The 14,277-nt window shown below is 74.0% G+C and carries 10 protein-coding genes; 4 read left to right on the forward strand and 6 right to left on the reverse strand.

Features of this window, described 5'->3' with window-relative positions; all coding sequences use genetic code 11:
• The first annotated feature begins 203 nt into the window (after positions 1-203).
• Positions 204-1,178, forward strand: a complete 975-nt coding sequence (locus tag AB0J86_RS15040) for a L,D-transpeptidase family protein (RefSeq protein ID WP_363857272.1) — start codon at positions 204-206, stop codon at positions 1,176-1,178.
• 349 nt (positions 1,179-1,527) lie between these two features.
• Entirely contained in the window at positions 1,528-3,150 is a 1,623-nt protein-coding gene (locus tag AB0J86_RS15045) for a copper resistance protein CopC (RefSeq protein ID WP_363857274.1), read from the forward strand.
• Here the strand turns inward: AB0J86_RS15045 and AB0J86_RS15050 are convergent.
• The 4 genes from AB0J86_RS15050 to AB0J86_RS15065 all read right to left on the reverse strand — a co-directional run bounded on the left by AB0J86_RS15050 (position 3,082) and on the right by AB0J86_RS15065 (position 7,357).
• Positions 3,082-3,366: a hypothetical protein gene (locus AB0J86_RS15050; protein ID WP_363857276.1), complete on the reverse strand. Its 285-nt coding sequence runs from the start codon at positions 3,364-3,366 to the stop codon at positions 3,082-3,084. The two genes, AB0J86_RS15045 and AB0J86_RS15050, sit on opposite strands and share 69 nt — an antisense overlap.
• Positions 3,367-3,714: 348 nt before the next feature.
• The gene (locus AB0J86_RS15055) at positions 3,715-5,844 is read right to left on the reverse strand and encodes a xanthine dehydrogenase family protein molybdopterin-binding subunit (protein ID WP_363857278.1); all 2,130 of its coding nucleotides are present in this window, start codon (positions 5,842-5,844) and stop codon (positions 3,715-3,717) included.
• Positions 5,841-6,830 (reverse strand): xanthine dehydrogenase family protein subunit M, encoded by a 990-nt coding sequence (locus tag AB0J86_RS15060; protein WP_363857280.1) that lies wholly within the window; start codon positions 6,828-6,830, stop codon positions 5,841-5,843. Before AB0J86_RS15060 ends, AB0J86_RS15055 begins: the two co-directional genes overlap by 4 nt.
• Positions 6,827-7,357, reverse strand: a complete 531-nt coding sequence (locus AB0J86_RS15065) for a 2Fe-2S iron-sulfur cluster-binding protein (protein WP_363857282.1) — start codon at positions 7,355-7,357, stop codon at positions 6,827-6,829. Before AB0J86_RS15065 ends, AB0J86_RS15060 begins: the two co-directional genes overlap by 4 nt.
• Before the next feature lie 222 nt (positions 7,358-7,579).
• On the opposite strand from AB0J86_RS15065, the gene AB0J86_RS15070 reads away from it, so the two are divergent.
• The gene (locus tag AB0J86_RS15070; protein WP_363857284.1) at positions 7,580-10,006 is read left to right on the forward strand and encodes a low temperature requirement protein A; all 2,427 of its coding nucleotides are present in this window, start codon (positions 7,580-7,582) and stop codon (positions 10,004-10,006) included.
• Between the two features lie 59 nt (positions 10,007-10,065).
• Here AB0J86_RS15070 and AB0J86_RS15075 read toward each other — a convergent pair whose 3' ends face one another.
• Positions 10,066-10,989 carry an LLM class F420-dependent oxidoreductase gene (locus AB0J86_RS15075; RefSeq protein WP_363857286.1) on the reverse strand — a complete coding sequence of 308 codons (924 nt, stop codon included), beginning with the start codon at positions 10,987-10,989 and terminating at the stop codon, positions 10,066-10,068.
• Between the two features lie 89 nt (positions 10,990-11,078).
• Positions 11,079-11,975 (reverse strand): hypothetical protein, encoded by an 897-nt coding sequence (locus tag AB0J86_RS15080; RefSeq protein WP_363857288.1) that lies wholly within the window; start codon positions 11,973-11,975, stop codon positions 11,079-11,081.
• Positions 11,976-12,175: 200 nt separating this feature from the next.
• Here AB0J86_RS15080 and AB0J86_RS15085 point away from each other — a divergent pair, with 200 nt between their 5' ends.
• Entirely contained in the window at positions 12,176-14,116 is a 1,941-nt protein-coding gene (locus AB0J86_RS15085; protein WP_363857290.1) for a PPC domain-containing protein, read from the forward strand.
• The last annotated feature ends 161 nt before the right edge of the window (positions 14,117-14,277 follow it).

Genomic DNA, 14,277 nt, shown 5'->3' on the forward strand with positions numbered 1-14,277 from the left:
GTATGACGACGCGGTGGCGGAAACGGTTCACCGCGCCCCGCGCTCCGCGCCCCGCGTCGCGGCGCAGGCCGGCGCGGGGCAGGCCGGCGCGGGGCAGGCCGGCCGTCGCCGGTCCACCTCCCGGTACGCGGCGGGGGCGACGCGAACCGGTGACAGCCGTACACCGCACCTCCCGCCCGACGGATGCTGCGTACAGTGCTTTTGTGGCATTTGTTCAATTCCGTCGGCCCGCCGGTACGCCCGGCGGGCGGACCCGCCAGCGCGTCCTGCTCGCGGGCGGCTGGCTCGGGCTGCTCGGCGCCGCACTCGTGCTGACGCTCGTGCTCGCCCCGACCATCGAGCCGCCGGAACAACCGCTCGGGCCACGCCCGCACGCCGCGGAGGCGCCCGCGAGTCCCGCCACCTCCCGGGCCGCCGAGGAGCGACCGCTGCCCGCCGCGCAGCCACCGCCCGGGCTACCCGTCATCGGCTACGGACCGGCCCCCACCGGCTTCCCCGCGGACCCGGCCCCGCTCGCCACCAACCGGCTCACCGAGGGACTGCACCCGACCCGGCGGATCGCGCTCTACGACGCGCCGGGCGGCCGGCCCCGCGCGTTCCTGGCCAGCACCATCTCCGGCGTCAAGGTCACGCTCCCGATCGTCGACCGCCGGTCCGGTTGGGTCGCCGTGCTCCTTCCCTCGGCGAACCGGCGCATGGGCTGGGTACCGCCCGGTTCCTGGACCACGGAACTGCTGCGCGACCAGCTCGTCGTCGTACGCCGGACGCACCGGCTGACCTGGCTGCGCGACGGCGCACCGGTGCGCAGCTGGCCGGTCGCCCTCGGGCGGCCCAGCACCCCCACGCCGCTCGGTCGTACCTTCATCCTCGGCCGGTCGACCCTCGCCGGTCGGGTCTACGCCGGCACCGACGTCTTCGCCCTCGGGGCGGTGCCCGACAACCTCGGCTCGGTGAAGACCGCGCTGCGCGGCGCCCACATCGGCCTGCACACCTGGTACAACGACCGCGATCTCGGCCGGAACACCACCAACGGCTGCATCCGGCTGACCCGCAGCGCCCAGCGGCTGCTCCTGGCCGAACTGCTCCCGGGGACCCCCCTGGTCGTCCTCGACCAACCGATCCCGCTCGCGACCGCGCCGCCCCGGGACCGGAGCGCGATCGGCCCGCGCGGCGACTGACACCCCGCCCCGGTCGCCCCGCGACCGTACCGAGCCCCCAGCGCCGGGCCGAACCATCCGCGACCGGGCCGAACCACCCGCGACCCGGGCCCGACCCCCGCGACCGGGCCGGACCTCCGCCGCCGGCCGGCTGAACCTTTCGGGCCGGCGGCACGAACTATAGGAGGTGAGATCGCGCCCGAGCGGAAACCGACCGACCGCACCCGCACGGCCCGGAGCCGCGAACGCCGGAACCCGGCGGCGCCAGCCGCGACGACGGTTCGCTGCCAGGCTGGCCGGCGCCACCCGGTTCGGCGTCACGCGGCTCGGCGTCCGGCTGGCCGGCGCTCTCCTCCTCGCCGGACTGGTCGTGCTGCTCGCGCCCGCCCCACCGGCCGGTGCGCACGCCGCCGTGGTCGCGAGCACCCCGCCGTCCGGTGCGGTGCTCGGCTCCTCCCCCGAGGCGGTGACCGTCACCTTCAGCGAGCCGGTGAGCGCGGTACCGGGACGGGTGCGGGTAATCGCCCCGGACGGCGAGCGGATCGACCGGGGCGAGGAGACGGTACGCGGCACGACGCTGCGGATCCCGCTGCGCCGCGCCGACCGTCCACTCGGCACGTACCTGGTCAGCTACCGGCTGATCTCCGCGGACAGCCACCCGGTGGCGGGCGGCTACAGCTTCTCCGTCGGCGCCCCCTCCGCCACCGCCCCGGAGCGGCAGGAGGGCAGCGCGCATCCGAGCGTGCGGATCGCGGTACCGGTCGTCAGGTACCTGGGCTACGCCGGGCTGGTGCTGCTGGTGGGGCCGGCGCTGCTGCTGGCCCGGCTCTGGCCGCGCCGGCTGCCCCGGCGAGGGGCGATCCTGCTGGCCCGCACCGGGCTCGGGCTGATCGCCGCCGCCACCCTGGCCGGGCTCGCGCTACAGGTCCCGTACGCCGCCGGCGCGCCCGCGTACGAGATCTCCGCCGCCGGCCTGTGGCAGGTGCTCGGTACCGACTTCGGGTTGGTGCTCCTGGCCCGCCTGGCCGTGTTGGCGCTGGTAGCGGCGGTACTGCCGCCGGTGCTGCGGGGCCGGTCGGGGCGGTGGCGGGCCACCGCCCTGGTCCTGCTCGCGCTCGCCGGCCTGAGCACCTGGCCGCTGGCGGGGCATCCCGTGGCCAGCCCGCTACCGCCGGTCAGCGTGCTCGCCGACGTCGTGCACCTGGCCGCCATGTCCGCCTGGCTCGGCGGGCTGGTGGCGCTGCTCGCGTTCCCGCTGCGCGCCGCCCATCCGCGGGTGCTGGCGCGGATTCTCCCGGTCTGGTCGCGCTGGGCCACCATCGCGGTGATCTGGCTGGCGGTCGGCGGGGCCGCCCAGGCCCTGATCGAGGTCGGGGCGGTCGGACCGCTCTTCGGCACCGGCTACGGCCGGCTGCTACTGGCCAAGGTCGCCCTGCTCGCGGCCGTGTTGGGCGCCGCCGCGTACGCCCGGCGCCTGGCCATACGGCGCGCCGGGCCCACGCCTCCCTACCACGCCGGGCCCACGCCTCCCGACCGGTCTCGGCGGCGGCTGCGCCGGACGGTGGGGGTCGAGGTGGCGGGGACGGCGCTGGTTCTCGCGCTCAGCGCGGTGCTGGTACAGACGCCGCCCGCGCGGACCGTACGGGCCGGGACGGTGGCCGCGGCGCCCGCCGGCTTCGCGCAGACGCTCACCTGTCCGCTCTACACGCTCCAGTTCGACATCTATCCCGTGCAGCTCGGCGAGAACAACACGGTGCACGCCTACGTCTATCGCGCGGACGGCAGCCCGCTGGCGGCGCGGGAATGGACGCTGACCAGTGCCCTGCCGGCAAAGGGGATCGAGCCGGTGCGCACTCCCCTGCTCGGGCTGCAACCCCATCACGCGATCGGTTCGGTCACCTTTCCGGTGCCCGGCGAATGGCAGCTACGATTCACCATCCGCACCTCCGAGATCGACCAGGCTACGGTCGCCACGACGGTACGGGTACGTTGACCAGCGGTTGACGCGGCTCGGCGACGGCTTGGACTCCGGCCGCCACCCCCGGTCCACCCCGTCGGGGCGCAGCCCCTCGCCGGCTACCCCCGCCCGCCCCTGGTCGAGCAGCACCCAGTCGCCGCGCACGTCGCGCCGGACCTGGTACGTCGCGAGGATCCGCCCGTGGCGTTCGAGCACCACCTCCGCGAGCATCGGCTCGGCCGGACCGGTCACCGGCCACCCACCGCCGTGGCGGCCGCCCACCCGCGACCAAACAGTCGTGCCTTCATCGATGCCCCCCCACCCAGAAGATCGTCAATTTTCGTACCCGGTCGACGCCGTGCGGAGTTTCGTGCCGTGCACGGCGACGTCGCGCCCGCGCCCCCAACGACAGGCCCGACCATTTTTGCCGCCGAACACCGGTTACGCACAGTCAGAATAGGCGAGGCTTTTCGCACGACCGGAACAAAAACTCTTTCCTGTCAGGAACCTAACTACCCCCGCCACAACTGGTAGCCGGGAAGTCACCGAGCGACCGGAACGGAATGCGAATCGGTGACGGGACCGTCGACGGAAAGTAAGTCAATGGTGGACGTCGACGCCGGGCGCGCTCTCCGGTACGAGCAGCTTGTCGAGCGTGATCGGCAGGTGCCGGACCCGTACGCCGGTGGCGTGGTGGACCGCGTTCGCGATCGCCGCCGCCGTACCGACGATGCCGAGTTCGCCGATCCCCTTGGAGCCCATGGGGTTGACGTACGGGTCGTGTTCGGACAGGAAGTGCACCTCGACCGAGCCGACGTCGGCGTTGGTGGCGATGTGGTACTCGGCGAGATCGTGGTTGACCACCTCGCCGAGGCGCGGATCCAGCCGGCTCTCCTCGTGCAGGGCCATCGACAGCCCCATCGTCATCCCGCCGAGCAGCTGGGAACGGCCGGTCTTGGCGTTGATGATCTGGCCCGCCGCGAAGACCCCGAGCAGGCGCGGTACCCGTACCTCGCCGGTCTCCGGGCAGACCCGCACCTCGGCGAACTGCGCGCCGAAGGAGTACATGGCGAACCGCTGCTGGTACGGGTTCTCCGGCATCGCCGCGGTGACCTCCAGCCCGCCGGGCGGCGTGCGGCCGGCGTACTCCGACTCCAGCCGCAGCTTCAGCCGGGCGGCGGCCTCGACGATGGCCGAGCCCCAGGAGGTGATCCCCGACGAGCCGCCGGCACCGGTCGCCATCGGCAGCGTGGTGTCCCCGAGCCGCAGCTCGACGCGGTCGGCCGGTACCGCCAGCGCGTCGGCCGCGATCTGGGTCAGCGCGGTACGGCTACCGGTGCCGAGGTCCGCGGCGGCGATGGCGACCACGTACCGTCCGTCCGGCTCCAGCCGCACCATCGCCTCCGAGCCCGGCATCCGGTAGACCGGGTACATGCAGGCGGCCACTCCGGTACCGAGCAGCCAGCCCGCCCCGTCGCGGCGCGACCGGGGTGTCGGATCCCGCTCCGCCCAACCGAACCGGCGGGCGCCCTCCCGCAGGCAGCCGACCAGGTTGCGGGTGGAGAACGGCCGGCCGCTCTCCGGGTCGACGTCCGGTTCGTTGGTGACCCGCAGCTCGACCGGGTCGCGGCCGAGCGCCACGGCCAGCTCGTCCATCGCGGACTCCAGCGCGAACATGCCGGGGGTCTCGCCGGGCGCGCGCATGATGTCCGGGCTCGGCAGGTCCAGTCGCGTCACCCGGTGGGTGGTGCGCCGGTTCGCGGCCACGTACATGACCCGGCCGGGCGTGGCGGTCTGCTCGGCGAACTCCTTGAGCTTCGAGGTCTGCTCGACCACGTCGTGCCCGAAGGCGAGGATCCGCCCGTCGGCCGCCGCGCCGAGCCGCACCCGCTGGATGGTGGGCGTCCGGTAGCCGGTCTGGGTGAACATCTGCTGGCGCGGCAGCGCGAAGCGGACCGGCCGGCCCGGTACCGTCCGCGCGGCCATGACGGCCAGGACGAGGTCCGGGTGTGGCCGGATCTTGGAGCCGAAGGCGCCGCCGACGTGCGGCGACGACACCCGTACCCGGCCCGGGTCCAAGTCGAACAGCTCCGCCACGCTCTGCCGGGCGCCGTGCACGTTCTGCGATCCGATGTGCAGGAACAGGCCGTCGTCCGTCCAGGTCGCGACGGTGGTGTGTGGCTCGATCGGGTTGTGGTTGTACCAGGCCGTGCGGTAGGTCTCGTCCACCCGCACCGGCGCGCCCGCGAACGCGGCCGCCACGTCGCCGCGTACCGAGTCGGTCTCGAAGTAGCCGTTGACCTGCTCCGGCGCGTACAGACCGGGATGGTCCACGCGCAGCTCGACGTCGTGCGGGCCCGGCTCGTACTCGAACCGGACCAGGGCGGCGGCGGCCCGGGCCACCTCCGAGGTCTCCGCCACGACCCCGCCGACGAACTGGCCGCGGAAGGCCACCCGGTCGCTCTGGAGGATCATCAGTTCGCCGTCCCCGACCGGGCGCAGCCGGGGCGCGTCGCGGCAGGTGAGGACCGCCAACACCCCCGGTACGGCGGTGGCCGCGCGGGTGTCGATCGCGGTGATCCGGCCGACGGCCACGGTGGACTGCAGGCCGTACAGGTACGCGGGGTGCTCGACCGGCGCCTCGAAGGCGTACCGGGCGAGGCCACGCACCTTGTCCGGCCCGTCCAGCCGGTCCATCAGTCGCCCGATGGCCCGAGCCGTGATCGTCACCGTGGCACCCCGGCCAGGTCGAGCAGCGTCCGGACGATGACGTTGCGGGCCAGCGGCACCTTGAACGCGTTGCCGGGCAGCGGCTGCGCCGCCGCCAGTTCGGCCTCGGCCGCGGCGCGGAAGCGCTCCGGATCGACCGGCCCACCCCGCAGCTCCTCCTCGACCCGGGTGGCCCGCCAGGGCTTGTGCGCCACCCCGCCGAGCGCGACCCGGATGTCCCGGACCACGCCGTCGGCGACGTCGAGCGCGGCGGCGACCGAGACCAGCGCGAAGGCGTACGAGGCGCGGTCGCGTACCTTGCGGTAGCGCGAGTTCGCGGCGAAGGGCAGCGCCGGCAGCTCCACCGCCGTGATCAGCTCGCCGTGTTCCAGCACGGTGTCGCGCTGCGGTTCCGCCCCGGGCAGCCGGTAGAGGTCGGCGAGCGCGATCGTCCGCTCCCCCGCCGGCCCGCTGGTCCGCACCACCGCGTCGAGGGCGGCCAGCGCGACCGCCTGGTCCGACGGGTGGGTGGCGATGCAGTGCGGCGAGTGGCCGAGCACCGCGAGTTCCCGGTGGTAGCCCTCGATCGCCGAGCAGCCCGAGCCGGGTTCCCGCTTGTTGCAGGCGGTGGTGACGTTCTGGAAGTAGACGCAGCGGGTGCGCTGGAGCAGGTTGCCGCCGGTGGTGGCGAGGTTGCGCAGCTGCCCGGAGGCGCCCGCGAGCACCGCCGCGGAGAGCACCGGGTAGCGGCCGCGGATGGTCGGGTCGGCGGCGAGGTCGCTGTTGGGCATGCTCGCGCCGATGCGTACGCCGCCGTCGGGCAGCTCCTCGACCCGGTCGGAGTTGAGCCGCCGCACGTCCACCACCAGGTCCGGGGTGAGCACGCCGAGCTTCATGAGGTCGACCAGGTTGGTGCCGCCCGCGAGGAAGACCCCGGACGGCGCGGCGGCCAGCGTACTGACCGCGCCGCCGACGTCGGTGGCGCGCTCGTACCGGAACTCCCTCATCGGCCCGCCACCTCCGCGATGGCCGGCACGATGTTGGCGTACGCCCCGCAGCGGCAGAGGTTGCCGCTCATCCGTTCCCGGATCTCGTCGTCGTCGAGCAGCGGCTCGGTGCCACGCTCGGCGGTGATCTCGGCGCCGCGCTCGGCGGTCACCTCGCTGGGCCAGCCGGCCGCCACCTCGTCGAGCATCGCCACCGCCGAGACGATCTGCCCCGGCGTGCAGTACCCGCACTGGAAGGCGTCGTGCTCGATGAAGGCGCGCTGCATCGGGTGCAGCTCCGCGCCGTCGGCGAGACCGGCGGCGGTGACCAGCTCGGCACCGTCGTACGCGACCGCGAGGGTGAGGCAGCTGTTCGCCCGGCGCCCCTCCAGCAGGACCGTGCAGGCACCGCACTGGCCGTGGTCGCAGCCCTTCTTCGGGCTGGTGTTGCCGAGCCGCTCGCGCAGGGCGTCCAGCAGCGTGGTACGCGTGTCCACGGTGAGGCGGTGCTCGGTACCGTCCACCCGCAGGGTGATCTCGGCGTCCAACGCTGCCCTCCCGAACCCGTCGAACCTGGAGAATCCACCCAGAAATTACCCCAGAACGCGCCGACGGGCGGCCGGTCCGGTGAAGGCCACCCGTCCGTGTTGATCATGCATTGACCCGCGCTCCCGCCGTCCGGGACGCCCGCCGGAGGTGGGCCGAACGCCGCCCGGACGAGTCCCCCGGTTCGCCTGCCGGCGGTCCCGCCCGATTGACACAGTGATCGTGTGACCAGCGGCGAGGAGGGCGGGGCCTCGCACGACGAACCCGGCCGGCGCGTCGAGGTCGCGACGCACGGCGGGGCGAGCCGGCCCGAACTCTTCTTCGACCTGGTCTTCGTCTACGCCTTCATCAACATCGGCGGCTTCGTGTCGGAGCACCCCGCCCCCGACGGGCTGCTCCAGGGCGGGCTGGTGCTCCTGCTGCTCTGGCGGAGCTGGGCCGGGTACGTCCTCGTCGGGAACCTGGTCCGGCTCGACCGCGGGGCCCGGCCGGTCGCCGTGTTCCTGGCGACGACCGCCGTCCTGCTCGTCGCCGTCACCATCCCGGAGGCGTTCGTCGACACGCGGGGCGGGCTCGCCGGCGGTCTCGTCTTCGTCGTCGGGTTCCTGGCGGTGCGGGTCGCGTCGCTGCTGACCATCACGCTCGCCCGGCGCCACACGGACACGTCGACCCCGGTCCGGCGCGCCTGGCCCCCGCTGGCCGTCAGCGGTCCGCTGCTGCTGCTCGCGGCCCTGCTCCCCACCCACCTGCCCGCCGGCCCGACCGCGACGATCCTCCAGCTCCTGCTCTTCGCGGTGGCCACCGGCATCGACTACCTCGGCCTGCGGGCGACGGGCACCGGCAGTTGGCAGGTCATGTCGGTACGGCACTGGGCCGAACGGCACAAACTGATCATCCTGATCGCGCTCGGCGAGACGATCATCTCGATCGGCACGAGCCGTGGCTTCGTCGGCGACCAACCGATCACCTGGTCGGTACTGGCCAGTTCCGGGCTCGGTCTCGTCGTCGTGGCGTACCTGTGGTGGGCGTACTTCGACATCGCGCCGCTCGACGCCGAGCAGGCGTTACGGTCCACCCCGCCGCCGGCCCGGACCCGGCTCGCCCGCGACGCGTACACGCTCCTGCACCTACCGATGATCGCCGGTCTCGTCCTGGTGGCCCTCGGGCTGAAACACGCGCTGGCCGCGGCGGCGGGGCACGTCGCCGGTGGGGGCCATGGCTGGATGATGGCGCTCCACGCCGGCATCGTGCTGTACCTGGTCGGGTTGATGGCGTTCGAGTGGCGCACCGTCCGACGGATCGGCCGGGGCCCGCTGCTCGGCATCGTGCTGGTCGCGCTCCTGGCGCCGGTGGCCCGCCGGACGGCGGTGCTGGAGTCGCTCGCGATCCTCGCCGCCGCCCTCGTCTGCGTGGTGCTCGCCCACGTGACGGTGCTGCGACGCCGTCACCGCCAGCTGCACCTCGCCGTGTCGGTGACGGCCGGCCGCGAGGTCGACGTCACCCCGGAGGAGCTGTTCCTCGACCTGGTCTACGTGTACGCGTTCATCCAGGTGACCGCCCTCATGGCCCGGCAGCCCGAGGTGATCGGCATGCTCCAGGGGCTGGCCGTCATCGCGCTGCTCTGGTTGTCCTGGACCAACTACACCTGGTACACCACCATCGTCCGCGGGACGGCGAACGTCCAGCGCCTGATCGTCCTCGCCGCGGTGGCCCTGATCCTGATGCTCGGCATCGCGGCGCCCCAGGCGTTCGCCCGCGCACCCGGCGGGCTGCCCGGCCCGGTCATCGTCGTCGTCGCCTACCTGGCGGCGCGCGCCCTCACCCTGGCGGCGCTCTGGCTGGCGCTGCGCCGCGACCCCACCTACCGAGCCCCCGTGACCAGGGCGGTCGGGCCGACCGTGGTGGGGGCCGCGCTGCTGCTCTCCGCGGTGCTGACCGGCTGGGCCGGCGGCGACCCGACGACGCCGGCCACCACCCTGCTCTGGGTGGCCGCCCTCGCGGTCGACCTGGGCGGCGGGTACCTCATCGGCTCCCGCAACTGGCAGCTGCCCTCCGTCAACCGCTGGATGGGTCGGTACAACCTGATCGTCCTGATCGCGCTCGGCCAGGCGATCATCTCCACCGGGATGGCCGTCGGCCACCCACCCATTTCCGGCACGGACCTCCTGGCCGTCGCGCTCAGCGCCGCGCTGCTCTTCGCCCTCTGGTGGACCTACGTCGGCACCGACGTGGTCGTGGCGCACCGGTTCGCCGCACTGAGCACACCCCGGCAACGGGGTGCCCTGGGCCGGGACGCGTACGCGTACCTGCACCTGTTCCTGGTCGCCGGCCTCGTCATGGTCGCCTTCGGGTTGCGCACGTCGCTGTCCCGGTCGGCGGAGCCCGACGTGGCGCCGATGCTGTCCGAGCAGGCCACGCTGGTGTGCGGGCTGGTCGTCTTCCTGGTCGCCGACCACCTGGTGTGGCGACGCGCGGGACGGGCGGCGGACCGGCGCGGCCTGACCCTGCTCGTCGCCGCGCTGGCCCCGGTGACGGTCCTGTTGCCGGTGCTGTGGGCGCTGGTCGTGCTCACCCTGGCCCTGTCCGCGGTGCAGCTGCTCGCCCGCGCGACCGCCCCGCGGCTGGAGAGCGTCCTCGGCGACGGGGCGTGAGCCGCCGCCGAGTCGCCTTCCGCGCGCCCGCGACCACGCGCCCGCTTCCCGCTGGTTGCCTAGGCGAGCAGCAGCGGAGCCAGGGTCCGCAGCTGCGGCAACAGCTCCTCGGGGTCGTCGACGAGCGGCTGGACGCAGACGTGGTCCGCGCCCGCGCCGTGATGCGCCCGGATCCGCTCCGCCACCGTCTCCGGGTCGCCCCACGGCACGATCGCGTCGACCAGGGCGTCGCTGCCGGCGCCCGCCAGATCCTCCGCCGACCAGCCGAGTTCCCGCAGGTTGTTCACGTAGTTCGGCAGCGCGAGGTACCGCGACGTGTACCGCCGGGCCTTCTCCCGGGCGGAGTCGGGATCGGTCTCCAGCACCACGGCCTGCTCCGGCGCCAGCACCGGCTCCGGGCCGAGGATCTCGCGGGCGCGCGCGGTGTGCTCCGGGGTCACGAAGTACGGGTGGGCGCCCGCGCTGCGCCGCGCCGCCAGCTCCAGCATCCCCGTACGCAGGGCGGCCAGCACCCGAGGGGCCGGCTGCGGCAGCGGGGCACTGTACTGTGCCTGGTCCATCGCGTCCAGGTAGGAGCGCATCGCCGCGAGGGGCCGCCGGTAGTCGTGGCCCCGGGACTCCACGAGCGGCACGTGGCTGACCCCGAGCCCGAGCAGGAACCGGCCGTCGTACGCCTCGGCCAGCGCGTTCGCGCCGTTCGCCGCGGTGGTGGCGTCGCGTACCCAGATGTTGGCGATGCCGGTGGCGACGACCAGGCGCCGGGTCGCGCCGAGCAGGATGGCCGAGTGGACGAGGGCCTCCTTGTTGACCGCCGTCTCGCCCACCCAGAGCGCGCCGTACCCCAGCTCCTCCACCTCGGCCGCGACCGTACGGCCGAACGCGGCCGGCTGCCCGCCGAGCACCGCCGTCCAGACGCCGATCCGACCGATCCGGCCCTTCACCTCCGCCGGGTCGACGTCGCCGGACCGCTGCTGCTCCACCATGGCGTCTCCTCCTCGCTGGTGACCGATCACCACCACCGCCGACCGTATCCCGCCGCCGGACGGCGCACCCGGGGTAGGCGGCACAGCGCCTAGCGCTGTTGCAGGGCGGCGACGCCGTCCGAGCCGAGCAGCGCGAGGTAGTCCTCCGGCTCGTCCAGGCAGGACCGGAGCTCCGCCGCGTCCACGATCTCGATCAGGCGCTCGGCCAGCTCCGCCGGGTCCGGCCGCAGCTCCGCGCAGATCCGGACGTGCACCGCCCGCAGCGCCGTACCGATCTCCTCCGGCCCGGCGTCGTCGCCCGCCTCGTAGAGCGGCGCCGCCAGCGCGTCCCAGACCCGCGCGGCGTGCTCCACCACCGCCCGCCCGCCCGGGCCCGCGGGGCGGGCGGCGAGCACCTCCAGCTCGTCCACGATCCACCGGCCGGCGTCGAGCAGGTCGTGCGGCTGCCACGTACCGCCGGTCGCGTCGCCGGCGAGGCTGTCCACGGTCCGCCGCGCCGCGTCCAGCTCCGCGTCGGTGAGCGGGCCGAGCCGCCCGGCGTAGGTCAGCAGCCGGGTCTCCAGCCGGCGGTCGGTCGCGGCGTGCTCGGCGACCAGCGCGACCAGCCGGCGGGGTGGGAGGCTGGCGGCCACCTCGGCGAGCCGGCGCACCTCCGGATCGACCATCGCCGCCGAGGGCGGTACCGCGTCGGGCGACCAGGCGAACTCCTCCGCGAGGGCGCGCAGCGTCACGGCCACCGCGTGCACGCAGAGCTCCGCCGGCTCGGTCACGGCGCCGCAGTCGCATTCGGCCGTGAACCCGCCGCCCACCACGCCCACCCAGACCTCGTGGTGCGGGCCGGACTCGCCGTGCACGGTGCAGGCCGCCCCGCCGCCCACCACGGCGAGCCCGCCGAGTCGTCCGGAGTCCCGTAACAGTTCGGCGTCCCGGTAGAGCGCCGGTTCGACGGCGTTCCGGACGGCATCGGTGTCGAGTCGCACGGCCACACGCATATTGAAGCGACAGCCCGAACGTCGCTCGCGTCCGGGGTACGCACATCCCGCGCGAAGGTTGCACGTCGAATCAGTCGCATATTTATCAACCTGTTCACGGCGTTCTTCCTATCGATCTCACTCGATCATCACGTAGCGTCCCTCGTGCCGTCGGCGGCGGGGGCCGCCGACCCGGCAGATCCCAAGGAGGGCACATGCGTCGAACATTCGCGCTGCTGGCCGCCGGCGTGCTGACGGCCGCGTCGCTGGCGCCGACCGGTGCGTCCGCACAGCCCGGTGACACGTCCGCGCGGGCGGACGGGCGGTCCGCGGCGACGGCCCGCGCGACCGCGCTGCCGAACCGGACACCGGCCGCCGACAAGCGCAGCGGCAAGCCGCCGGCGGGACCCAACCCGTACCTCGCGCTGCTGCCGGACCCGAGCCGGGCGGACTACGCGGGTTGGCAGCGCTGGCTCGCCGCCAAGGGTGACGAGCGGGCCGCGCGGCAGACGGCCCAGCGCGGCGCCGCCCCGGCCCCGCTGACGGTCACCGAGGCCGAGCCGGCGGGCACCTACGGCGTCAACGACACGCCGGCCACCGCGCAGCGCGTCGACCGGTTCGGCACCGGCGGGCGGGGCAACCCGCGGGCCCGGGTGGTCGGGACGCTCTCGCCGGAGCGGGTCCCGGTCACCGAGATCCCGGCGACCGCCGAGGACGACGGCTCCATCCCGCTGGCCCGCGACACCGGCGTCGGCAGCACCGTACCGGGGATCGCGACCTCCGCGGAGATCGGCGACGGCCCGCACGGCAGCGCCGGCAGCGGCAGCGGCGACTTCGACGTCTACCGGATCACCGGTACCGCCGGAAAGACCCTCACGGTCGACGTCGACACCCCGCCGGACACGCTGGACTCCTTCGTGGTGCTCTACGACGCGGCCGGCGAGGTGGTGGCGTACAACGACGACAGCCCCACCGGACTCGACAGCCTGCTGACCCACCGGTTCGCCGCGACCGGCACCTACTACGTCCTCGTCGCCGGCTTCCTCGCGGTACCGGACGACCCGTTCGACTCGGGCAGCGGCACGGGCGCCGGCAGCGAGGGCCCGTACGACGTGAAGATCACCACCGGTCAGGCGGACGTGGATGTCTTCGCGGTACGGCTGGCAAAGGGCGACGTGCTCGGCGCCTCGATCGCCGGCTCCGGCGGCTGGATCTCCGTCCGCGACCCGCGCGGTCGCGAGGTGCACGGCTCCGCGCAGGACGCCTCGGGGATCTACCCGGCCAACACCCCGCTGCCCGGCGGCGGCAACGCGGTCACCGAACACGTGGCCGAGCAGGACGGCTGGCACTACGTCGAGGTGACGACCGGCGACGGCGCGTACGACATCACGGTCGAGGCGCACCGGCCGGGCCTGGAGGGGCAGCGCTCCCGGCAGACCCTCTTCCTGGACTTCGACGGGGCGCGGCTGAACACGGCGATCTTCGGCGGACCCGGCGTGCGTACGCTGAGCCCGCTGCGCTCCTTCCTGCCGCGCTGGGGCCTCACCCCGGCCGACGAGAACGCGCTGATCGACGCGATCGTGGCCGAGGTACGGGAGAACCTCGAACGGGACCTGGCCCGCAGCGGGCTGAACAGCCGGTTCGAGCTGAGGATCCTCAACAGCCGGGACCACGCCGACCCGTTCGGTCAGCCGGACGTCAGCCGGGTGATCGTCGGCGGCAGCATCGACGAGTCCGGCATCCCGACCATCGGCATCGCCCAGTCGATCGACCCGGGCAACTTCGGTACCGAGGAGTCGGCCCTGGTGCTGCTGGACGTGCTGAGCGAGCCGGCCGGCGAGGAGGCGTCGGTGAACACGTACCTCACCCCGGCCAGCAACCGGATCGCCTTCATCGGCCAGGCGGTCGGCAATGTCACCTCGCACGAGGCCGGGCACTTCTTCGGTGACTGGCACGTGGACCAGTTCAACGACACGGCCAACCTGATGGACCAGGGCGGCAACCCGGCGCTGATGTTCGGCGTCGGCCCGGACGGCGTCGGCGGTACCGCCGACGACCCGGACGTCGACTTCGGCGAGGACGTCTTCAACCCGAATGAGGGCTTCACCGGCATCGAGGACACCCTCAGCCGCCCGGCCTTCGGCCTGACCCGCTGACCCGGCGCCCGGCCGGGCGGCGGTCGACGCCACCCGGCCGGGCCCGGCCCGGACGTCACGTCCCGGCCGCCAGACGGTCCCGAATCTAGTAAGAAATCTCTTACGGTTTTCCCAGCTCGCCTCGCTGGCACCAGCGGCAGCGGTGGGGATAGCGTACGCAG

Origin of the sequence: Micromonospora sp. NPDC049559, assembly GCF_040676675.1 — a bacterium.
In the GTDB taxonomy this organism is placed as follows: Bacteria; Actinomycetota; Actinomycetes; order Mycobacteriales; family Micromonosporaceae; genus JBFAPK01.

Coding starts and splice junctions, on each gene's coding strand:
- AB0J86_RS15060 (WP_363857280.1), bottom strand. CDS start 6,830: ATGAGGGAGTTCCGGTACGAGCGCGCCACCGACGTCGGCGGCGCGGTC.
- AB0J86_RS15075 (WP_363857286.1), bottom strand. CDS start 10,989: ATGGTGGAGCAGCAGCGGTCCGGCGACGTCGACCCGGCGGAGGTGAAG.
- AB0J86_RS15085 (WP_363857290.1), top strand. CDS start 12,176: ATGCGTCGAACATTCGCGCTGCTGGCCGCCGGCGTGCTGACGGCCGCG.